General features: G+C 70.3%; 16 protein-coding genes. 11 read left to right on the forward strand and 5 right to left on the reverse strand.

The genetic code is table 11. The features are described 5' to 3' along the window. Positions 1–15: 15 nt before the first annotated feature. The 9 genes from OHS70_RS22105 to OHS70_RS22145 all read left to right on the forward strand — a co-directional run bounded on the left by OHS70_RS22105 (position 16) and on the right by OHS70_RS22145 (position 12,865). Positions 16–1,821 (forward strand): ABC-F family ATP-binding cassette domain-containing protein, encoded by a 1,806-nt coding sequence (locus OHS70_RS22105; RefSeq protein WP_328399679.1) that lies wholly within the window; start codon positions 16–18, stop codon positions 1,819–1,821. Between the two features lie 257 nt (positions 1,822–2,078). After that, the gene (locus OHS70_RS22110) at positions 2,079–3,914 is read left to right on the forward strand and encodes an outer membrane protein assembly factor BamB family protein (RefSeq protein WP_328399681.1); all 1,836 of its coding nucleotides are present in this window, start codon (positions 2,079–2,081) and stop codon (positions 3,912–3,914) included. A gap of 58 nt (positions 3,915–3,972) precedes the next feature. Further along, entirely contained in the window at positions 3,973–5,775 is a 1,803-nt protein-coding gene (locus OHS70_RS22115) for an outer membrane protein assembly factor BamB family protein (RefSeq protein ID WP_328399683.1), read from the forward strand. A 57-nt stretch (positions 5,776–5,832) separates the two neighbouring features. Beyond that, a complete protein-coding gene (locus OHS70_RS22120) occupies positions 5,833–7,542 on the forward strand; it encodes an outer membrane protein assembly factor BamB family protein (RefSeq protein WP_328399685.1) in 1,710 nt (569 codons plus the stop codon). A gap of 245 nt (positions 7,543–7,787) precedes the next feature. Next, the gene (locus tag OHS70_RS22125) at positions 7,788–8,480 is read left to right on the forward strand and encodes a helix-turn-helix transcriptional regulator (protein WP_328399687.1); all 693 of its coding nucleotides are present in this window, start codon (positions 7,788–7,790) and stop codon (positions 8,478–8,480) included. 178 nt (positions 8,481–8,658) lie between these two features. Then, entirely contained in the window at positions 8,659–9,711 is a 1,053-nt protein-coding gene (gene galT / locus OHS70_RS22130) for a galactose-1-phosphate uridylyltransferase (protein ID WP_328399689.1), read from the forward strand. Continuing rightward, positions 9,708–10,676: a UDP-glucose 4-epimerase GalE gene (gene galE / locus OHS70_RS22135; protein WP_328399691.1), complete on the forward strand. Its 969-nt coding sequence runs from the start codon at positions 9,708–9,710 to the stop codon at positions 10,674–10,676. The genes galT and galE overlap by 4 nt, the downstream gene beginning before the upstream one ends. Further along, a complete protein-coding gene (galK, locus tag OHS70_RS22140; RefSeq protein WP_328399693.1) occupies positions 10,673–11,776 on the forward strand; it encodes a galactokinase in 1,104 nt (367 codons plus the stop codon). Before galE ends, galK begins: the two co-directional genes overlap by 4 nt. Positions 11,777–12,055: 279 nt before the next feature. Beyond that, the gene (locus OHS70_RS22145; protein WP_328405822.1) at positions 12,056–12,865 is read left to right on the forward strand and encodes a response regulator transcription factor; all 810 of its coding nucleotides are present in this window, start codon (positions 12,056–12,058) and stop codon (positions 12,863–12,865) included. Here OHS70_RS22145 and OHS70_RS22150 read toward each other — a convergent pair. Next, a complete protein-coding gene (locus OHS70_RS22150) occupies positions 12,824–13,321 on the reverse strand; it encodes a MarR family winged helix-turn-helix transcriptional regulator (protein ID WP_328399695.1) in 498 nt (165 codons plus the stop codon). The genes OHS70_RS22145 and OHS70_RS22150 overlap by 42 nt on opposite strands. 130 nt (positions 13,322–13,451) lie before the next feature. Here OHS70_RS22150 and OHS70_RS22155 point away from each other — a divergent pair, with 130 nt between their 5' ends. Beyond that, positions 13,452–14,273, forward strand: coding sequence for a trans-aconitate 2-methyltransferase (locus OHS70_RS22155; RefSeq protein ID WP_328399697.1), 822 nt, complete (start codon positions 13,452–13,454; stop codon positions 14,271–14,273). 162 nt (positions 14,274–14,435) lie between these two features. On the opposite strand, the gene OHS70_RS22160 is transcribed toward OHS70_RS22155, so the two are convergent. Together OHS70_RS22160 and OHS70_RS22165 are read right to left on the reverse strand one after the other, a co-directional pair. After that, entirely contained in the window at positions 14,436–15,137 is a 702-nt protein-coding gene (locus tag OHS70_RS22160) for a TetR/AcrR family transcriptional regulator (RefSeq protein WP_328399699.1), read from the reverse strand. Beyond that, positions 15,134–16,114 (reverse strand): acyl-CoA desaturase, encoded by a 981-nt coding sequence (locus tag OHS70_RS22165; RefSeq protein WP_328399701.1) that lies wholly within the window; start codon positions 16,112–16,114, stop codon positions 15,134–15,136. The genes OHS70_RS22160 and OHS70_RS22165 overlap by 4 nt, the downstream gene beginning before the upstream one ends. Positions 16,115–16,327: 213 nt before the next feature. Here OHS70_RS22165 and ppc point away from each other — a divergent pair, with 213 nt between their 5' ends. Continuing rightward, positions 16,328–19,057, forward strand: a complete 2,730-nt coding sequence (gene ppc / locus OHS70_RS22170; RefSeq protein ID WP_328399703.1) for a phosphoenolpyruvate carboxylase — start codon at positions 16,328–16,330, stop codon at positions 19,055–19,057. A 75-nt stretch (positions 19,058–19,132) separates the two neighbouring features. On the opposite strand, the gene OHS70_RS22175 is transcribed toward ppc, so the two are convergent. After that, on the reverse strand, positions 19,133–19,813 hold the full coding sequence (locus OHS70_RS22175; protein ID WP_328399705.1) for an LPXTG cell wall anchor domain-containing protein: 681 nt from the start codon (positions 19,811–19,813) through the stop codon (positions 19,133–19,135). Positions 19,814–20,000: 187 nt separating this feature from the next. Next, a complete protein-coding gene (locus tag OHS70_RS22180) occupies positions 20,001–20,471 on the reverse strand; it encodes a hypothetical protein (protein WP_328399707.1) in 471 nt (156 codons plus the stop codon). Positions 20,472–20,530 lie beyond the last annotated feature (59 nt).

The following is a 20,530-nucleotide window of genomic DNA, read 5'->3' on the forward strand; positions in this document are numbered from 1 at the left end:
CCTGTCAGGAGAGAAATGGCCGTCAATCTGGTCAATGTCGAGGCAGTCAGCAAGGTGTACGGCACGCGTGCCCTGCTCGACGGAGTCTCCCTCGGCGTCTCCGAGGGGGACCGCATCGGCATCGTCGGCCGCAACGGCGACGGGAAGACCACCCTCATCCGGATGCTCGCCAAGCTGGAGGAGCCCGACACGGGCCGGGTCACCCAGAGTGGCGGGCTGCGGCTCGGTGTGCTCACCCAGCACGACTCCCTCGACCCCGAGGCCACCATCCGGCACGAGGTGATCGGCGATCTCGCCGATCACGAGTGGGCCGGCAACGCCAAGATCCGTGATGTGCTGACCGGCCTGTTCGACGGGCTCGACCTGTCCGGGTTCCCGCAGGGACTCGACACCGTCATCGGTCCGCTCTCCGGTGGCGAGCGCCGTCGTATCGCCCTCGCGAAGCTGCTCATCGCCGAGCAGGACCTGATCGTCCTGGACGAGCCCACCAACCACCTCGACGTGGAAGGCATCGCCTGGCTGGCGAGGCATCTGCAGAACCGGCGCTCGGCGCTGGTCTGTGTCACCCACGACCGCTGGTTCCTCGACCAGGTCTGCACGCGCATGTGGGACGTGCAGCGCGGTGCGGTGTTCGAGTACGAGGGCGGGTACTCCGACTACGTGTTCGCCCGGGCCGAGCGGGAGCGGATCGCCGCGACCGAGGAGGCCAAGCGGCAGAACCTGATGCGCAAGGAGCTGGCCTGGCTGCGGCGCGGCGCCCCCGCCCGTACCTCCAAGCCGCGTTACCGCATCGAGGCCGCCAACGAGCTGATCGCCGATGTGCCGCCGCCGCGCGACACCAGCGAGCTGATGAAGTTCGCCGGCGCCCGGCTCGGCAAGACCGTCTTCGACATGGAGAACGTCACCGTCCAGGCCGGACCCAAGGTGCTGCTGAAGCATCTGACCTGGCAGCTCGGCCCCGGCGACCGTATCGGCCTGGTCGGCGTCAACGGCGCGGGCAAGACGTCGCTGCTGCGCACACTGGCGGACGCGGCCCGTACCGAGGGCGAGACGCAGCCCGTGGCCGGAAAGGTCGCCGTCGGAAAGACCGTCAGGCTGGCGTATCTGTCGCAGGACGTCACCGAACTGCCGTCCACGCTGCGTGTGCTGGAAGCCGTCCAGCAGATCCGCGACCGCGTCGACCTCGGCAAGGGCCGCGAGATGACCGCGGGTCAGCTGTGCGAACAGTTCGGTTTCGGCAAGGAGAAGCAGTGGACGCCCGTCGGTGACCTGTCCGGTGGTGAGCGCCGTCGGCTGCAGCTGCTGCGGCTGCTGATGGGTGAGCCGAACGTGCTGTTCCTCGACGAGCCCACCAACGACCTCGACATCGAGACCCTGACCCAGCTGGAGGACCTGCTCGACGGCTGGCCCGGCTCGATGGTCGTCATCTCCCACGACCGGTTCTTCATCGAGCGGACGACGGACCGTACGTTCGCGCTGCTCGGTGACGGGGCCCTGCGGATGCTGCCGCGCGGCATCGACGAGTATCTGGAACGCCGGGCGCGGATCGTCGAGGCGTCGGCCCCGACCCCGCCGCCCGCGTCCGCCGCCGCCGTCAAGGAGAAGTCGTCCGGGGACGTCCGGGCGGCGAAGAAGGAACTGCAGCGCATCGAGCGGCAGCTGGACAAGATCTCCGAGAGGGAGAGCAAACTGCACGCTCAAATCGCCGATAACGCCACGGATTTCGAGAAGGTGGCGAAATTGGATGCCGAGCTTCGCGACCTTGCGAGGGAACGCGAGGAGTTGGAGATGCGCTGGCTCGAACTCGCCGAGGACGCATGACCGGCGCCCGCCGGAACTGACCCGTAAAGAAGGCGTGCAGAGCGCGTAACGACAGCATCACGGGCCGGTCCTCCCTTGGGAACAGGGGAGGACCGAGCCCGCTGTGCGTTGGTGGCGAGTGATACAAAGAAGGCCCGCGCGACTGTCGTAGACACAACAGAATCCATGTCCGATTCACTCCTTTCCGGGGCAACGCGCCATCCGGAACAGCGTGGGAGGCAGGCCGGGCAGCAGAGCGCACACAGGGGGAACAGCTGATGAGTCAGCCGCCAAGCCAACAGCCGCCGCAGGGGGGCTTCGGGGAACCTCAGGACCCGCAGGGGACCCCTCAGCCGCCCGGCCGGCCCCCGCAGATGCCACCGGCCCCGCAAGGGCCTCCGCCCGGCGCGCCGTCGGCGGCACCTGGCTACGGCTACCCGCAGCAGCCGCCCGCGCAGCCGGGTTACGGCTACCCGCAGCAGCCGCCCGCGCAGCCGGGTTACGGCTACCCGCAGCAGCCCCCCGCGCAGCCCGGCTACGGCTACCCGCAGCAGCCCCCCGGCCCGTACGGCCAGCAGCCGGGGCCGTACAACCAGTCCGGGCCGTACGGCGGTTATCCGACGCAGCCCCACTACCCCGGGACGCCCACCCCGCCGGCCGGCGGTGGCGGCGGCTTCTTCAGGGGGAAGACCGGTGTCGTCGTGGCCGCGTCCGCGGTCGCGCTGCTGCTGATCGGCGGCGGTTCCTACCTCGCGCTGAGCGGTGACGAGAAGGACGACAAGCCGGCCGTCAGCAAGTCCGGCGACGATCCCGAGCCGACCGGCTCGGAGAGTGTCGACCAGGGCGACGGCAACGGCACCGGCAGCGGCGGCGACGAGGACCTGAACGCCGGCCGCAAGGACGGCGAGGCCAAGGCCCTGTTCCTGACGAAGAACGACGTCGACCTGCCGGCCAGCGGCGCCGACGTGTTCGGCCCCTGGGTGGTCGGCGACACCGTTGCCAAGGCGATGTACCGCGAGGTCGTGGGTTATTCGGTCACCGACGGCTCGAAGAAGTGGACCGTCAAGCTCCCCACCGATGTGTGCTCCGCGCCCGCGCAGATCTCGGCCGACGGCAAGGTCGTCGTGGGCATCAAGGACGGTCTCACCGAGAAGTCCAAGTGCCTCGAGCTGCAGATGATCGACCTCAAGACCGGCAAGGCCGGGTGGAAGAAGCCGGTCCCCAAGTCCTCGGGCGCCTTCAGCTCGCTCTCCGACTTCACGCTGGCGATCAGCGGGAACACCGTCGGCATCGCCGGCACCAACAACTCGTACGGCTTCTCGCTGACCGACGGCAAGCAGCTCTTCGGCAAGCCGGGCGGTGAATGCAAGCCCTTCGCCTTCGCCGGCGGCCCGAAGCTGCTGGCCGCCGCGAGCTGCCCCACCAAGGACTACGACAAGCCCAACCACCAGCTCCAGGAGATCGATCCGGCCACCGGCAGGGCCAAGTGGACATACCGGACCCCCGCCGGCTGGTCGATCGACAAGGTCTACTCCGCGAGCCCGCTGGTCGTCTCCCTGACCCAGCGTGAGCCGAAGAAATGGTCGGTCATCGCGCTCACCGACAACGGCAAGCCGCGCTCGCAGATCAAGGCGGACGCCAAGGACAAGTTCGCTCCGCGCTGCGGCGGTTCGTTCGTGATCTTCGGCCAGAACCTGGAGGGCTGCACCGGCGTCGCCGCTGACGCTTCCACGTTCTACATGGCAACGGAGACCGGTTACGGAACCGCCAACGAGGTCATCGCCTTCAGCCTCGCCACCGGCAAGGCCAAGTGGCGGGCGCCCGCCGGCGGAGAGCGCCGGATGACGCCGCTGCGTATGGAGAACGGCAGCGTTCTCGTCTACCTGGACGCCACGTACGACAAGGGCGGCGCGGTCGCCACGATCGCGCCGGGCGGTGGTGCGCCGAAGGTGCTGCTGCAGCACCCGGCCTCGACGGCGGACATCGAGAACTCCTTCTACTCCCCGAAGACCGTGTACGCCGACGGCCGGTTCTTCATCGCCAGCGGGCGGGTGAGCGCGACCAACGACACGGAGGAGAAGGAGACGAAGACGATGATCGCCTTCGGCCCGTGACCGCGCCACTCCGCAGTCCCCGAATCAGTCTGTCTTCGTCTCCAGAGGTAAGCACTTCATGACCCAGCCCCCGCCGCCGAGCCTGCCGCCGGTCCCGCCGATACCCCCGGGGCCGCCCCAGACGCCGCCGCCCGCGGCGCCTCCCGCGGCCCCGGGTTACGGGTATCCGCAGCAACCCGCCGCCCAGCCCGGCCAGGGATACGGGCAAGTCCCCGGCCCTGCGGGCCCCTACGGTCAGCAGCCGGGACCGTACGGTGCTCCCGGCCCGTACGGCCAGCAGTCCGCGCCGTACGGCCAGCAGTCCGCGCCGTACGGCCAGCAGCCCGGCCCGTACAACCAGCCCGGTCCGTACGGCGGTCATCCGGCGCAGCAGCCTTACGCCGGGACGCCCACCCCGCCGGCCGGCGGCGCCGGCTTCTTCAAGGGGAAGACCGGTGTCATCGTCGCCGCGGCCGCGGCCGCGCTGCTGCTCGTCGCCGGGGGCACGTATCTCGTGCTGAGCGGTGACGAGAAGGACGGCAAGCCGAGCGCGAGCAAGACCAAGGACGATCCGAAGGCCGGCGGATCGGGGTCCGTGGACAAGGGCGACGGCTCCGGCACCGGCGGCGGTGAGGACGACGACCTGAACGCCGGCCGCAAGGACGGCGAGGCCAGGGTCCTCTTCCACCTGCAGAACGAAACCGACCTGCCGCGCAGCGGCGCGCAGTTCTTCGGTCCCTGGACGGTCGGCGACACCGTCGTCACGGCGGTGCACCGTGAGGTCGCCGGCTACTCGGTGGCCGACGGCAGCAAGAAGTGGAGCGTGAAGCTCGCCACGACCGCCTGCATGGCGGCGCCGCACGTGTCGTCCGACGGAAAGATCGTCCTCGGTGTGTACGACGGCACGAACGACGACGACGCCGACTGCCGCGACATCCAGGTGATCGATGCGAAGAACGGCAAGACGTCCTGGAAGAAGCCCGTCCCCAAGCGCAACGGGTTCGCCGGGCTGACGGACTACACCTTCTCCATGAGCGGGAGCACGGTCACCGTCGCGGGTCTGAACAACTCCTACGGTTTCCGGGTGAGTGACGGCAAGCAGCTCTTCGGCCCGCCGACCGGCGACTGCGTGCCTTACTCGTTCGCCGGCGGCGCCAAGCTGATCGCCGCCGCGAGCTGCCGTGTTCCTTACGGCGAGCCGGCCAAGCAGGAGATCCACGGGGTCGATCCGGCCACCGGCAAGGCCAAGTGGAAGTACGCGCTCAAGCGCGGCTGGGAGGTCAACCGGGTCTACTCGGTCGACCCGCTCGTGGTCTCGCTCCACGAGCGAGACAAATCCGACAAGGTTGTCGGTTGGGGCATCATCGCTCTCACGGACGACGGCAAGCTGCGCTCGCAGATGCAGGGCGGCAAGGACAAGTTCCGTGCGGAATGCCCGACCGACTTCGCCGTCCTCGGCCAGGGCACCGAGGGGTGCACCGGAGTGGCCGCCGACGCGTCCACCTTCTACATGTCCACGGAGCCGACCCAGCTCACCGGCGGCACCAACGCCGTCGTCGCCTTCGACCTGAACACCGGTAAGCCCAAGTGGCGTTCGCCGGCAGGCGCCGAGCGCACGATGATGCCGGTGGGCATGGAGAACGGGAACGTCGTGGTGTACATGGCCGCGTCGTGGGACAAGCCGGGGGCGGTGGCGACGATCGCTCCGGGCGGCGGCGCACCGAAGGTCACGCTGAAGAACCCGGAGTCGACACAGGACATCGAGAGCGGACTCCCCGGTTTGTGGCCGACGTACGCGGACGGCCGGCTCTACATCACCAGCAGCCGAGTCAGCGGACGTGACGACGAGGTGCCGACAGTCATGCTTGCCTTCGGTAAATGAGCGAGCCAGTGAGCAGTCCCGGATCCCCAACTCCCCTTCCCCCGAGGTAAGCACGACATGACGCAGCCACCACCGCCGCCCAACCAGCCGCCGGGCCCGCCGTCGAACCAGCCCCCGGCCGGGGGTTACGGCGCGCCGCCGCCCCAGCCGCCGCAGAACCCGGCGTACGGCCATCCCCAGGCACCGCAGCCGGGTCAGGGGCCCGGCTACGGCTATCCGCAGACCCCGCCGCCGGCGCCCGCTCAGAACCCGGCGTACGGGTACCCGACGCAGCCCGTGCAGCCGCAGCCCGTGCCGCCCCCGTCCGGCGGCAACGGCGGCGGGATGTTCAACAGGGCGCAGTGGCAGATCATCGCCGCCGCGGCCGTCGCCATCGTGCTGATCATCGGCGGCGGCGTGGGGTATTCGGTCGTCAAGGGCGACGACACGAAGAACGAGGCCAAGAACAGCACGGGCGGCACCTCCGGGGGCGCCAAGGACGGACCGGCCGCCGCCGACGGCCCCGGCAAGGAGAAGGCCCCGGCGAAGGTCGCCTCCAAGGTCGCGTTCCAGCTGCCGGAGCCCGACCGCGACGACCTGATGGCCGTCTACGGCTCCTGGGTCACCGACAAGGCCTACGTCAAGCCCGGGGCCAACTCGGTCGTCGGATACGACGTCGCCAAGGGCACCCCGCTGTGGACCACCGATCTGCCCGGCCAGGTCTGTGGCGCCTCCCGCCATGTCACCGAGGACAACAAGACCGCGATCCTCTTCGAGGCCACCAAGCGCAAGGCGCCCAAGTTCTACGAGAAGTGCACCGAGGTCGGCGTCATCGACCTGAACACCGGCAAGCTGCTGTGGAGCACGTCCGTCAAGGGCGACGGCGACCAGAAGGCGGAGTTCACCGAGGTCACGCTGAGCGGCAACACCGTCGCGGCCGGCGGCGGCCTGCGCGGCGGCGGGGCGTTCAACCTGAAGACCGGTGCGGTGCTCTGGAAGCCCAAGGTGGACGCCCAGCAGTGCCGGGACCTCGGTTACGGCGGCGGGAAGGCGCTGGTCGCGGTCCGCACCTGCGGTGAGTACGGCGACCAGACGACGACGATCCAGCCGCTGAACCCCGACAACGGCACCCCGCTGTCCTCGTTCAAGATGCCGGCCGGTGTCGATGACGCCCGGATCGTCTCCAGCGATCCGCTGGTCGTCGCCGCCGACGTCGGCGACACGGGAACGTTCGGCATCTCGGACTTCTTCTCGGTCGACGCCAAGACCGGAAAGCAGCTGGCCAAGATCTCGGCCCCGGGCGATACGTACGAGGCACGGTGTGCGGCCTCCGACGGTGTGGAGGGCTGCCAGTTCGTGGTGGTCGGCAACGGCCGTCTCTACCTGCCGACGGCGCAGCGCTTCGACGAACGGACCAACGAGATCGTCTCCTTCGACCTTGCGACCGGCAAGGCCGCCAGCGGCCGTGCCGACGCGGGCAAGGGATACACGTCGCTCCCACTGCGCATGGACGGCGGCAACATCATTGCCTACAAGACGGGCCCCTACAACAAGGGTGGCCAGGTCGTGAGCATCAACGGCGCCACGTTCAAGCAGACGGTCCTCATGGAGAACCCGGGAGAGAGGGCGATCCGGGACGTGGAGGCGGGGTTCACGACGAGCGGCTCCGAGTTCCGCTACGCGGCCGGCCGGCTGTTCATCTCCGAGCGGCTTCTCGGCAAGCCCCGTGACGACGACCCCTCGTTCGGCAAGAAGTACCTGGCCGTCGCCTTCAGCACGGCCGACTAGCCCGAAGCGGGCATGCACCAACCGGGCCGGTGGCCCGGTGGCCCGGTGCCTCGGGGTTCTCCCGGGGTACCGGGCCGCTGTCGTCCGCGGCCCGGTACTCGGTGGCTCGGTCGCAAGTGGCCCTGTTTGGTGAAGAATTCGGCATTCTGGGGGGCTTCTGCCGAGTTAGGGGCGCGCCACGTCGAACAAGCGTGTAGCTTGCCGGGGGCTGGGGGGCCGGCTCCAGCCGGGATGGGGGTTGCTCGATGGGCGTGCGGCTCATGGTGGTCGACGAACACAGACTGCTCGCCGAGGCGCTCGCCTCGGCGCTGAAGCTGCGCGGGCACCGGGTGCTCGCCGCGGCCGCGCCTGCCGCCGGGGCGGCGGATCTGGTGGTGGCCCGGGCGCCCGAGGTGTGCCTGCTGGGCACGACAGCACCTGCCGAGCCGGGCGCCTTCGACCCGATCGTACGGATCAAACGCGAGCGCCCGCAGGTGGCCGTCGTCGTCCTCGGACCGGTGCCGAGTCCCCGCGGGATAGCCGCGGCCTTCGCGGCGGGCGCATCCGGCTATGTGCGCCATGACGAGCGCATCGAAGGCGTGGAGCGTGCGCTCGTCAAGGCGCGGGCCGGTGAGACGGTGGTGGCACCGCAGCTGCTCCAGGGCGCGTTCGCGGAGCTGCTCAACCCGGCCGTGCAGCCGGACGACGAGGGCCAGCGGCTGCTTCAGCTGCTCACCTCGCGCGAGGTCGAGGTGCTGGTCCGGGTCGCCGAGGGTGAGGACACCCGGCTGATCGCGGCCGGCATGGGGATCGCGCCGAGCACCGCGCGTACGCATGTGCAGCGGGTGCTGATGAAGCTGGGCGTCGGCTCACGGCTGGAGGCGGCCGCGCTGGCGGCGCGTACGGGCCTGCTGGACCGGGCCGCGATCATCCCGTCCCCGGGGCCGGCAGCCGACTGAGGCCGCTCCCCGCCGTCTGCCTGACGTGCGACCCGCGGAAAGCGGTCGCGTGCGCAGCTGTCCGGAGAACCAGCGCAACCGGCGAACCGCCCGGTGGTGATCTGTCCGTTGACTGGGCTGTTGGCTTGTGATTTGTTGTGCGCGGTTCTGTTGGGTGGGAGTGGTGAGGGAGCTCCGAGTGAAGAAGACCTCGACCCGGCTCGCCGACGGCCGTGAGCTGCTCTACTACGACTCCCGCGACGACGCCGTGCGCGACGCCGTCGACCGGCGGCCGCTCGACGCCGTCTCCACCACCGTCGAAATCCGTCACGACCCGCTCCTCGGCGACGCCGTGGCCGTCGCCTCGCACCGCCAGGGCCGTATCCACCACCCGCCCGCCGACGAGTGCCCCCTGTGCCCTTCTCGCGACGGGCGGCTCACCGAGATTCCGGCCGCCGACTACGACGTCGCCGTCTTCGAGAACCGCTTCCCCTCCCTGGCCGGTGGCGCGGGCCGCTGCGAGGTCGTGTGCTTCACCCCCGACCACGACGCCTCGTTCGCCGACCTCAGCGAGGACCAGGCGGCTCTGGTACTGGAGGTCTGGACCGACCGCACGGCCGAGCTCGCCGTGCTGCCGCACGTGCGGCAGGTGTTCTGCTTCGAGAACCGCGGCGCCGAGATCGGCGTGACGCTCCAGCACCCGCACGGCCAGATCTACGCCTACCCCTTCGTCACCCCGCGCACCGAGCTGATGCTGCGCTCGCTCGCGGCCCACCGGGCAGGCACAGGCCGCAATCTCTTCGACGATCTGGTCGAGCGGGAACGCGAGGACCGTGTCCGGGTGGTGCTGGAGGGCGTGCACTGGATCGCTTTCGTGCCGTATGCCGCGCACTGGCCGTACGAGGTCCACCTGCACCCTGGGCAGCGGGTGCCGGATCTGCTTGCCCTGGACGAGGCGGCGCGCACAGAGTTTCCACAGATCTATCTGGAACTGTTGAGGCGCTTCGACCGGATCTTCGGCCGGAGCGATACGCGCACGCCGTACATCGCCGCCTGGCACCAGGCACCGTTCGCCGGGACGAATGACGTCAACCGGGACGACTTCGCCCTGCATCTCGAGCTTTTCACCATCCGCCGCACTTCCGGCAAGCTGAAGTTCCTCGCGGGTTCCGAGTCCGGTATGAGCGTGTTCATCAACGACGTGCCGCCGGAAGCCGCGGCCGAGCGACTGCGAGAGGTAGCGAGCGAGTGAGCAAGAAGTACCTGGTCACAGGTGGTGCCGGATATGTGGGCAGCGTGGTGGCGCAGCACCTGCTGGAGGCCGGCCACCAGGTGACCGTCCTCGACGACCTCTCCACCGGGTTCCGGGAGGGCGTCCCGGCGGGCGCGCACTTCATCGAGGGCCGCATCCAGGACGCCGCGCGGCATCTCGACCCCAGTTACGACGCCGTGCTCCACTTCGCCGCGTTCTCCCAGGTCGGCGAATCGGTCGCCAAGCCGGAGAAGTACTGGGCGAACAACGTCGGCGGCACGATGGACCTGCTCGCCGCCATGCGCTCGGCCGGGGTGCGCACGCTCGTGTTCTCCTCCACCGCGGCCACCTACGGCGAGCCGCGGTCCACGCACATCACCGAGTCCGACCCGACCGCCCCCACCAGCCCGTACGGCGCCTCCAAGCTCGCCGTCGACCACATGATCAGCGGCGAGGCGGCGGCCCACGGTCTCGCGGCGGTCTCGCTGCGGTACTTCAACGTGGCGGGCGCCTACGGCAGTTGCGGGGAGCGCCACGACCCCGAGTCGCACCTCATCCCGCTCGTCCTGCAGGTCGCCCTGGGCAGGCGCGAGTCCATCTCGGTCTACGGGGACGACTATCCGACCCCCGACGGCACCTGCGTCCGTGACTACATCCATGTCGCCGACCTCGCCGAGGCCCATCTGCTCGCCCTGGACGCCGCCCGCGCCGGCGAGCACCTGATCTGCAACCTCGGCAACGGCAACGGCTTCTCGGTGCGCGAGGTCATCGAGACCGTGCGCAAGGTCACCGGCCACCCGGTGCCCGAGGTCACGGCCCCGCGCCGGGGCGGCGACCCGGCGGTCCTGGTCGCCTCGGCCACCGCTGCCCAGGAGCGCCTGGGCTGGCGGCCGAGCCGTTCGGACCTCGCCGGCATCGTGTCGGACGCCTGGGCCTTCGCCCGCGGGAGGGAGAACGGGTCATGAGCGACGGTGTGTGGGCGGCGCCCGGAAGGGTGAATCTGATCGGTGAACACACCGACTACAACGACGGGTTCGTGATGCCCTTCGCGCTGCCGCACACCACGATCGCCACTGCCGCCCGCCGCGACGACGGGCTGCTGCGGCTGCACTCGGCGAACGCCGCGGGCGGCACGGTGCATCTGCGCGTGGCCGACCTCGCGCCCGGCAGCCCCGGCGGCTGGAGCGACTACCCGGCAGGCGTCGTCTGGGCCCTGCGCGACGCCGGCCATCCGGTAGGCGGCGCCGACATCCACTACGAGTCGACCGTGCCCGCCGGGGCGGGCCTGTCATCCTCGGCGGCGCTGGAGGTCGTCACCGCGCTGGCCCTGAGCGACCTGTACGAACTGGGCCTGGAGCGGCAGTGCATCGCCCGGCTGTGCCGGCGTGCCGAGAACGTCTATGTCGGCGCGCCCACGGGGATCATGGACCAGACGGCCTCCGCCTGCTGCACCGCGGGCCATGCGCTGCACCTGGACACCCGCGATCTCGCCCAGCGGCAGATCCCCTTCGACCTGGCGGCGCACGGCCTGAGCCTGCTGGTCGTCGACACCCGCGTCCAGCACTCCCACAGCGAGGGCGAGTACGGCAAACGGCGGGCGGGCTGTGAGGCGGGGGCCGCCGCGCTCGGCGTCGATGTCCTGCGGGACGTTCCCTACGCAGCCCTGGACGCGGCCCTGGCGCGTCTCGACGACCCCGAGGTACGCGGCCTGGTGCGTCATGTCGTCACCGAGAACCACCGGGTCGAGCGGGTGATCGCCCACCTGGAGGCGGGCGAGGCCGAGGCGATCGGCCCGGTGCTGACCGAGGGCCATGCGTCCCTGCGCGACGACTTCCGGGTCTCCTGCCGGGAACTGGACCTCGTCGTCGACTCGGCGCTGACCGCGGGCGCGCTGGGCGCACGGATGACGGGCGGCGGATTCGGCGGCTCGGCGATCGTGCTGACGCGGACGCCCGCGGCCGGTGCGGTGTCGCAGGCTGTTCTCGAGGAGTTCGAGGCGCGGTCGCTCACCGCGCCCCGGATCTTCTCCGCCGCTCCGGCGGCGGGCGCAAAGCGTCTTTCCTGAAATGCGATCGGCGACTTCCGTCTCGATGCGAAACATCAGAAACACCCAGCACACCGCGGGCGGTCAGTTCTGCAAATAGCCTTCCGCTCCCGGCCCTCGTCCGTACTCTGATGCACAACGCCGGTGGGGGCCGGTGTCGATCAGGGGGCGAGACAGTCGGGTACGACGCCCGGGGCGGGGTATCAGTCAGAGCACGGCGGCGGCCGAGCGAGCGCTGCATCACCCCATAACTCCGGGCGGCGTTCCCGCGCCGTTCTGTCCTCCGACACGTGGGGGTGTCTGGTGCGTATCCGGGTCCTGGTGGTGGATGACCACCGCATCTTCGCCGAGTCGCTCGCCGCGGCTCTGGCTGCCGAGCCCGATGTCGAGGTGGCCGCGGCCGGCAGCGGTCCTGCCGCGCTGCGCTGCATGGAGCGGGCGGCGGCCGAAGGGCGCAGGTTCGATGTGATGCTTGTCGACGCCGATCTGGGCGCGGCCGCGCCGCCCGCCGCGCAGTCCTTGACCCAGGGAGTTCCCCGGGCCGTCGCGGTTCCGCTTGCCCGCGCCGTGCCGGACGGCGGCGAGGAGGCGATCGTCGACGGGATAGCCCTGGTCGCCGGGGTCCGCGCGACCCGCCCCGGGGTGCGCACGGTCGTGCTGGCGGAGAAGGACGACCCGGGCCGGGCCGCGCTGGCGCTTCAGGCGGGCGCCTCGGGCTGGGTCGCCAAGGACTGTTCGCTGCAGCGGCTGCTCGCGGTGATCCGCGGTGTGCTGCGGGACGAGACGCATCTTGCGCCCGCCCTGCTCACCGGCGTACTGCGGGAGTTGACGGCCGCGCGCAAGCACCGCACGGAGAGCGAGCAGCTCGTGGAGTCGCTCACCCCGCGCGAGCGGGAGGTGCTGCGCTGCATGGTTGCGGGCCTGGGGCGCAAGGCTGTCGCCGAGCGCCTGTTCCTGTCCCCGCATACGGTGCGTACACACATGCAGAACGTGCTCGGGAAACTCGGAGTGCACTCCACGCTGGCCGCCGTGGCGCTGGCCCGGCGGGCCGGGGTCGGACCGGTCGACCTAGCCGGGGATGTTGTCGAACGGGGCGGTCAACTGGCGTAGCAGCCCGGCCAGTTCACCACGCTGGGCACGCGACAGCTCGGAGAGGATCGAACGCTCCTGGGCGAGCAGTCCGGCCAGTGCCTGGTCGGCGCGGTCGCGCCCCTCTGGGGTGAGGCGGACCAGTACCCCGCGCCGGTCGCTGGGGTCGGGGAGCCGCTCGACCAGGTTCTTCTTGGCGAGCCGGTCGATGCGATTGGTCATCGTGCCCGACGTGACGAGCGTCTGGGTGAGCAACTGGCCGGGCGAGAGCTGGTACGGAGCCCCCGCGCGCCGCAGTGAGGTCAGTACGTCGAACTCCCATGGCTCGAGCTGGTGCTCGGCGAACGCGAGGCGGCGGGCACGGTCGAGGTGGCGGGCGAGCCTGGAGACGCGGCTGAGCACCTCGAGCGGTTCCACGTCGAGGTCGGGGCGCTCTCGGCGCCAAGCTGCGACCAGTCGATCGACCTCGTCCTCCATGTCGATCAGTGTAGAGGGTCTGTCGACATGAAGTCTCTTGACGTCAAGATATAGTCTGCTTGACTATTGGGCATGGTCGGGCCGGAGCCGTTCCACTTCGGCACACCGTTCCTGCAAGGGGGACTCGAACATGTATTCCGTACCCACCTGGGACCCGCAGCAGTACCTGCGCCATGCCGGGCATCGCACACGGCCATTCCTGGACATGCTGGCCCGGATACCCCAGCTCCCGTCCGGCCGTCGTCCGCCCCGCATCGCCGACATCGGCTGCGGCCCCGGCAATGTCACGGTGCTCCTCGCCGACCGCTGGCCCGACGCCCGGATCACCGGCTTCGACCTCTCGCCCGAGATGCTCGCCCAGGCGCAGAAGGAGTACGCGGGCACCACCGCCGGCGGTGGCTGGCTGGACTTCAGGCCCGCCGACGCCGCGCACTGGACCCCCGACGACCAGTACGACCTCATCGTCTCGAACGCCGCACTGCAGTGGGTGCCCAACCACCCCGAGTCGTTCAAGGTCTGGATCGACGGACTCACCCCCGGCGGCACCTTCGCCTTCCAGGTCCCCGGCAACTTCACCGCACCCAGCCACGCACTCCTCGGCGAACTGTGCGAGTCCCCGCGATGGCGCAGCAGGCTCGGCGACCACGGCCGGCGCTTCGTCCACATACTGGAGCCCGCCGAGTACCTCACCCGGCTCGCGGCCCTCGGCTGCGACGCCGACGCCTGGGAGACGACGTACCTCCAACTCCTCGGCGGCGAGGACCCGGTGCTGGACTGGGTCAAGGGGACCGCCCTGCGCCCGGTGCTGACCGAGCTCGCCGGCGACCCGGACGCGACGGCCCGATTCCTCGACGAGTACCGGGAGCTGCTGCGCCGGGCCTATCCGCGCGGCCCGCACGGCACGGTGTTCCCGTTCCGCCGGATCTTCGCCGTGGCACGGAAGGTGAGCTGACGAAGTGGCGGTCCGGCCCGCACCTGCCGGACAGGAACCTGAAACAGCGCCCCGCCTGCGGCCGGAACCGCGACTGGGCGCTTTCTGCACCCTTCGCCGCCCGCGGCAGGGCCCGGAGAGCCGGCCGCCGCAGGTACCCCGGCCGGACCGGTCCGCCGGCCGTCAGCTCTTGCGGTGCCCGATCAGCCGCGGCTTGGGCTCCAGACCGTCCAGGCCGTGCCAGGCCAGATTCACCAGATGGGCCGCCACCTCGGCCTTCTTCGGACGGCGGGCGTCCAGCCACCACTGACCGGTCAGCGCCACCATGCCCACCAGCGCCTGTGCGTACAGCGGTGCGAGCTTCGGGTCGAAGCCGCGGTTCTTGAACTCCGTGCCCAGGATGTCCTCCACCTGGGTCGCGATATCGCTGATCAGCGACGCGAACGTGCCCGTCGACTGCGCCACCGGCGAATCCCGCACCAGGATCCGGAAGCCGTCCGTGTACGCCTCGATGTAGTCCAGCAGCGCGAAGGCCGCCTGCTCCAGCAACTCGCGCGGATGGCCCGCCGTCAGCGCGCCCGTCACCATGTCCAGCAGCTGGCGCATCTCACGGTCGACCACCACCGCGTACAGGCCCTCCTTGCCGCCGAAGTGCTCGTACACCACCGGCTTGGACACCCCGGCCTTCGCCGCGATCTCCTCGACCGACGTGCCCTCGAAGCCCTTCTCCGCGAAGAGGGTGCGGCCGATGTCCAGCAGCTGCTCGCGGCGCTCCGCGCCGGTCATGCGCACCCTGCGGGAGCGCCTGCTCCCGGAAGGCCGGGGCTGGTCAGTTTTGCCGGTCCTGGTACTGGAACTGCCGTCGCTCGCCACGTGCTCAATCATGCCGCTTCTGCGGCGCTGTCCTTGCGGCGGGCCGCAATGCGGGACGCCTCCGGCCAGCGGACGTCGTACGCCCAGCCCAGCTGCTCGAACCAGCGGATGATCCGGGCGCTGGAGTCGACCTGACCGCGCAGCACCCCGTGCCGGGCGCTCGTCGGATCGGCGTGGTGCAGGTTGTGCCAGGACTCGCCGCACGACAGCACCGCCAGCCACCACACGTTGCCCGAACGGTCACGTGACTTGAACGGGCGCTTGCCGACCGCGTGGCAGATCGAGTTGATCGACCAGGTGACGTGGTGCAGCAGGGCGACCCGTACCAGCGAACCCCAGAAGAACGCGGTGAACGCGCCCCACCAGGACATCGTCACCAGGCCGCCGACCAGCGGAGGGATCGCCAGGGACAGCACCGTCCAGTAGATGAAGTGGCGCGAGATCCGGCGCAGCGCCGGGTCCTTGATCAGATCCGGGGCGTACTTGTTCTGCGGGGTCCGCTCCCGGTCGAACATCCAGCCGATGTGCGCCCACCACAGGCCCTTCATCAGGGCCGGGACCGTCTCCCCGTACCGCCACGGCGAGTGCGGGTCGCCCTCGGCGTCGGAGAACTTGTGGTGCTTGCGGTGATCGGCGACCCAGCGCACCAGCGGGCCCTCGACCGCCAGTGAACCCATGATCGCCAGCGCGATCCGCAGCGGCCGCTTGGCCTTGAAGGAACCGTGGGTGAAATACCGGTGGAAGCCGATCGTGATGCCGTGGCAGCCGATGTAGTACATCACCACCAGCAGCCCCAGATCGAGCCAGCTCACGCCCCAGCCCCAGGCCAGCGGCACAGCGGCGAGCAGTGCGAGGAAGGGCACCGTGATGAACAGCAGGAGGGCGAACTGCTCCATCGACCCCTTGCTGTCCCCGCTGAGGGTGGCGGAGGTGAGGTCGGCCGCCGGCGCCTCCGAGACGTCGTCGAGCAGATCAGGACTTGTGGTCATGGGGTCCCCTGTGGGGTGGAAGAGACGGCTGAAGCGTGGCTACGGATCCGTAACCTACGGCGACGTAAGTATGTCAGCGCCCGGCTGCACGGCAAGAGACCTGAGGACAACGTCAGGGAAATGGACACCTATCCTGGGTGACGTCGGACAGCGCGGTCCGCAAGCCTCCAGTACCCCTCCAGACGTGCTCAAACACTGCAAGGAGCCGCACCTGTGAGCAGTGCCGACCAGACCCCCACCGCCAGCCCCGAACTGCGCGCCGACATCCGCCGACTGGGCGATCTTCTGGGCGAGACCCTCGTCCGCCAGGAGGGCCCCGAACTGCTCGAGCTCGTCGAGCAGGTACGTGCCCTGACCCGAGAGAAGGGAGAGGCGGCAGCGGAGCTGCTGGGCGACACCGACCTGGAGACCGCTGCCAAGCTGGTACGCGCCTTCTCCACCTACTTCCACCTGGCCAATGTCACCGAGCAGGTCCACCGCGGCCACGAGATGCGCGAGCGCCGCGCCGCCGAGGGCGGCCTGCTGGCCCGCACCGCGGACCGGCTGAAGGACGCCGACCCCGAGCATCTGCGCGAGACGGTCAGGAACCTCAACGTCAGGCCCGTCTTCACCGCCCATCCCACTGAAGCCGCACGGCGCTCCGTCCTCAACAAGCTGCGCCGCATCGCCGAACTGCTGGAGAACCCGGGGCTCGCTGCCGACCGGCGCCGCCACGACCTGCGCCTCGCCGAGCACATCGACCTCATCTGGCAGACCGACGAGCTGCGCGTCGTACGGCCCGAGCCCGCCGACGAGGCCCGCAACGCCATCTACTACCTCGACGAACTGCACGCCGGGGCCGTCGGCGACGTGCTCGAGGACCTCGCCGCCGAGCTGGAGCGGGTCGGCGTCGAGCTGCCCCCCGGGACCCGGCCGCTGACCTTCGGCACCTGGATCGGCGGCGACCGCGACGGCAACCCCAACGTCACCCCCGCGGTGACCTGGGAGGTGCTGATCCTCCAGCACGAGCACGGCATCACCGACGCCATCGAGGTCATCGACTACCTGCGCGGACTGCTGTCCAACTCCATCCGCTACGCCGGCGCCACCGAGGAACTGCTCGCCTCGCTGCAGGCCGACCTGGAGCGGCTGCCCGAGATCAGCCCGCGCTACAAGCGGCTCAACGCCGAGGAGCCCTACCGGCTCAAGGCCACCTGCATCCGCCAGAAGCTCGTCAACACCCGCGAGCGCCTCGCCAAGGGCACCCCGCACGAGACCGGCCGCGACTACCTCGGCACCGCCGAGCTGATCAGCGACCTCACCCTCATCCAGACCTCGCTGCGTGCGCACCGCGGCGGCCTGTTCGCCGACGGGCGTATGGACCGGGTCATCCGCACGCTCTCCGCGTTCGGACTGCAGCTCGCCACCATGGACGTGCGCGAACACGCCGACGCCCACCACCACGCCCTCGGACAGCTCTTCGACCGCCTCGGCGAGGAGTCCTGGCGCTACGCCGACATGCCGCGCGAATACCGCGAGAAGCTGCTCGCCAAGGAGCTCCGCTCCCGGCGGCCGCTCGCGCCCACCCCGGCCCCGCTGGACGCCGCAGGCCAGAAGACCCTCGGCGTCTTCCACACCGTCAAGGAGGCCTTCGAGCGCTTCGGACCCGAGGTCATCGAGTCGTACATCATCTCGATGTGCCAGGGCGCCGACGACGTGTTCGCGGCCGCCGTGCTCGCTCGCGAGGCCGGCCTGATCGACCTGCACGGCGGCTGGGCCAAGATCGGCATCGTGCCGCTGTTGGAGACCACCGACGAGCTGAAGGCCGCCGACGTCATCCTCGAAGGCATGCTCGCCGACCCCTCCTACCGCCGGCTCGTCTCGCTCCGCGGCGACGTGCAGGAAGTGATGCTCGGCTACTCCGACTCCTCCAAGTTCGGCGGTATCACCACCAGCCAGTGGGAGATCCACCGCGCCCAGCGCAGACTCCGCGACGTGGCCCACCGGCACGGGGTACGGCTGCGGCTCTTCCACGGCCGGGGCGGCACGGTCGGCCGGGGCGGCGGTCCGTCGCACGACGCGATCCTCGCCCAGCCGTGGGGCACCCTCGAGGGCGAGATCAAGGTGACCGAGCAGGGCGAGGTCATCTCCGACAAGTACCTGATCCCCTCCCTGGCCAGGGAGAACCTCGAGCTGACGGTCGCCGCCACCCTCCAGGCCTCCGCCCTGCACACCGCTCCGCGCCAGTCCGAGGAGGCGCTCGAACGCTGGGACGCGGCCATGGACACGGTCTCGGACGCCGCCCACGCCGCCTACCGCACGCTGGTCGAGGACCCGGACCTGCCCGCGTACTTCTTCGCCTCCACGCCCGTCGACCAGCTCGCCGAGCTGCACCTCGGCTCGCGGCCCTCGCGTCGTCCCGACAGCGGAGCAGGTCTGGACGGACTGCGTGCCATCCCCTGGGTCTTCGGCTGGACGCAGTCGCGGCAGATCGTGCCGGGCTGGTTCGGCGTCGGCTCGGGTCTGAAGGCGCTGCGCGAGGCCGGCCTGGACACGGTCCTGGACGAGATGCACGAGCAGTGGCACTTCTTCCGCAACTTCATCGCCAACGTCGAGATGACGCTGGCCAAGACCGACCTGCGAATCGCCCGCCACTACGTCGACACGCTGGTGCCCGGCCACCTCAAGCACGTCTTCACCGCGATCGAGGCCGAGCACGCGCTGACCGTGAGCGAGGTCCTCAAGGTGACCGGCAACGAGCAACTCCTCGGCTCCAACCCGGTGCTCCAGCAGACCTTCGCCATCCGGGACGCCTACCTGGACCCGATCTCCTACCTCCAGGTCTCGCTCCTGGCGCGCCAGCGCGCCGCTGCCGAGCGGGGTGAGGAGCATGACCCGCTGCTCGCCCGCGCCCTGCTGCTGACCGTCAACGGGGTCGCGGCCGGCCTGCGCAACACCGGCTGACCCGGCTGCCGGCACACGGAAGGAGGGTGCCCTTGCCGAGAACCTCGGCAAGGGCACCCTCCTTTGTCACCGTTGTCAGCTCTGGCGGCCCTGACGGCGGCGCGTCAGCAGGAAGCCGCCGACCGCGACGAGCGCGGCCGCGGCCGCCGACAGCAGACCGACCGGCGCGCCGTTGCCGGTCTCGGCGAGATCGCCGTCGGAGCTGCCGGGGCTCGGGGTCGTGCTCGGCTCCTCGCCCGCCGGGCCGGAGGCGGCCGGGCTCGAGGGCTCCTCGCCCGGGGTGGACGGCTCGACGCTCGGCTCCTCGCCCGGCGTCGCACTCGGGGACCCGGACGGCGCCGGGCTCTCGTCCTCGCAGTCGGACTTGAACACCTTGTGCTTGGCGCTGCCGTTCTCGCCCTCGAAGTTCCAGAACAGCTTGTACTGGCCGTCGGGCAGGGTCATGTCCTCGGTGCGCTCGTGGCCGTCGGCGTCGAGGGTGAGCGAGCCGGCCTTGACCGTCTCGCCCTTGTCGAGGTCGTTGTCGGCCCAGGCCTCGATGTGCCAGACGACCTTCTGGGCGGCATCGAATCCGAAGGCGTCGAGGTAGAACTCGCAGACCTTCGGCTCGTTCTTGCGGAGCTCTTCGCCCGTCTCGGCGTCGTGGATCTTCACGGTGCCGTTGTCGCCGGGCGGGGTGGCGAGCGCGGAGGGAGCAGCCATCAGCGTGAGCGCTGCGGCCGCCACCAGGGCGCCGGTGGAGGTGAGGGTACGCATGGGCAGTCAGTCCATCGTGAGGGAGGGAATGTGCCGTGGGGGGCGGCTCAGGTTCCTGCCTGGCGCCGCGGCCGGTCAAGATTCCTCGTGCCGCATACGTACCGAGCGGCACCCTTCGACCCGATAGTCCCGATAACGATCAGGTGAACGTGACGTTCCGGTAAGCGATTTCGAGCTTCGGGGCCCCTCAGAGCGCCAGGAACGACGCCACCAGCAGCGACCCGCCCGCCAGCCCCGTCGCCCACGCGAGACGAGTCAGCCGCAGTCCGCCGCCGATGACCAGGCCCGCGAGCACCAGCGCCCCGCCCAGCGGCAGCCACGCGTGCAGGGCGCCCGCCCAACCCGTGCGCAGAAGCTCGTCCTTGCCCGGCTTCGCCACCACCGCGAGCATTGCGCCCTTCTCGACGGCCACCGACTTGTCGATCGTCATGCCGTCGCGGGGTCCCTGGGAACCCTCCGGGTCGTACGCCCCTGTGCACGTGTCCTCGTCGCAGCTCGCGACGGTCAGCGTGCCGTGCTCCCGGCCCTTGGAGAGCAGCACATGCTGGGCGTCGCCCCACGACGACCAGAACCCCGCGACGACGAGCAACAGAGCGACGAGGGCCATCGCCGCGTTACGCGCATGGACCAGTATCCGGCCGGAGGAGTTCCGCTTCATGGGGCGCGATCCTTGGCCATGCGAATGCGCTCGGTCAACCTCCGGCCGTGCCGACGCGA

The sequence above is a fragment of the Streptomyces sp. NBC_00390 genome (genome assembly GCF_036057275.1).
GTDB lineage: Bacteria > Actinomycetota > Actinomycetes > Streptomycetales > Streptomycetaceae > Streptomyces.

Bases quoted from the DNA above. Each gene is read 5' to 3' on its own strand.
- OHS70_RS22105 (WP_328399679.1), top strand. From the start codon at position 16: ATGGCCGTCAATCTGGTCAATGTCGAGGCAGTCAGCAAGGTGTACGGC.
- OHS70_RS22110 (WP_328399681.1), top strand. From the start codon at position 2,079: ATGAGTCAGCCGCCAAGCCAACAGCCGCCGCAGGGGGGCTTCGGGGAA.
- OHS70_RS22125 (WP_328399687.1), top strand. From the start codon at position 7,788: ATGGGCGTGCGGCTCATGGTGGTCGACGAACACAGACTGCTCGCCGAG.
- OHS70_RS22165 (WP_328399701.1), bottom strand. From the start codon at position 16,114: ATGACCACAAGTCCTGATCTGCTCGACGACGTCTCGGAGGCGCCGGCG.
- OHS70_RS22115 (WP_328399683.1), top strand. From the start codon at position 3,973: ATGACCCAGCCCCCGCCGCCGAGCCTGCCGCCGGTCCCGCCGATACCC.
- OHS70_RS22120 (WP_328399685.1), top strand. From the start codon at position 5,833: ATGACGCAGCCACCACCGCCGCCCAACCAGCCGCCGGGCCCGCCGTCG.
- OHS70_RS22180 (WP_328399707.1), bottom strand. From the start codon at position 20,471: ATGAAGCGGAACTCCTCCGGCCGGATACTGGTCCATGCGCGTAACGCG.
- OHS70_RS22150 (WP_328399695.1), bottom strand. From the start codon at position 13,321: ATGGAGGACGAGGTCGATCGACTGGTCGCAGCTTGGCGCCGAGAGCGC.
- OHS70_RS22175 (WP_328399705.1), bottom strand. From the start codon at position 19,813: ATGCGTACCCTCACCTCCACCGGCGCCCTGGTGGCGGCCGCAGCGCTC.
- OHS70_RS22160 (WP_328399699.1), bottom strand. From the start codon at position 15,137: ATGATTGAGCACGTGGCGAGCGACGGCAGTTCCAGTACCAGGACCGGC.
- OHS70_RS22155 (WP_328399697.1), top strand. From the start codon at position 13,452: ATGTATTCCGTACCCACCTGGGACCCGCAGCAGTACCTGCGCCATGCC.
- galK (WP_328399693.1), top strand. From the start codon at position 10,673: ATGAGCGACGGTGTGTGGGCGGCGCCCGGAAGGGTGAATCTGATCGGT.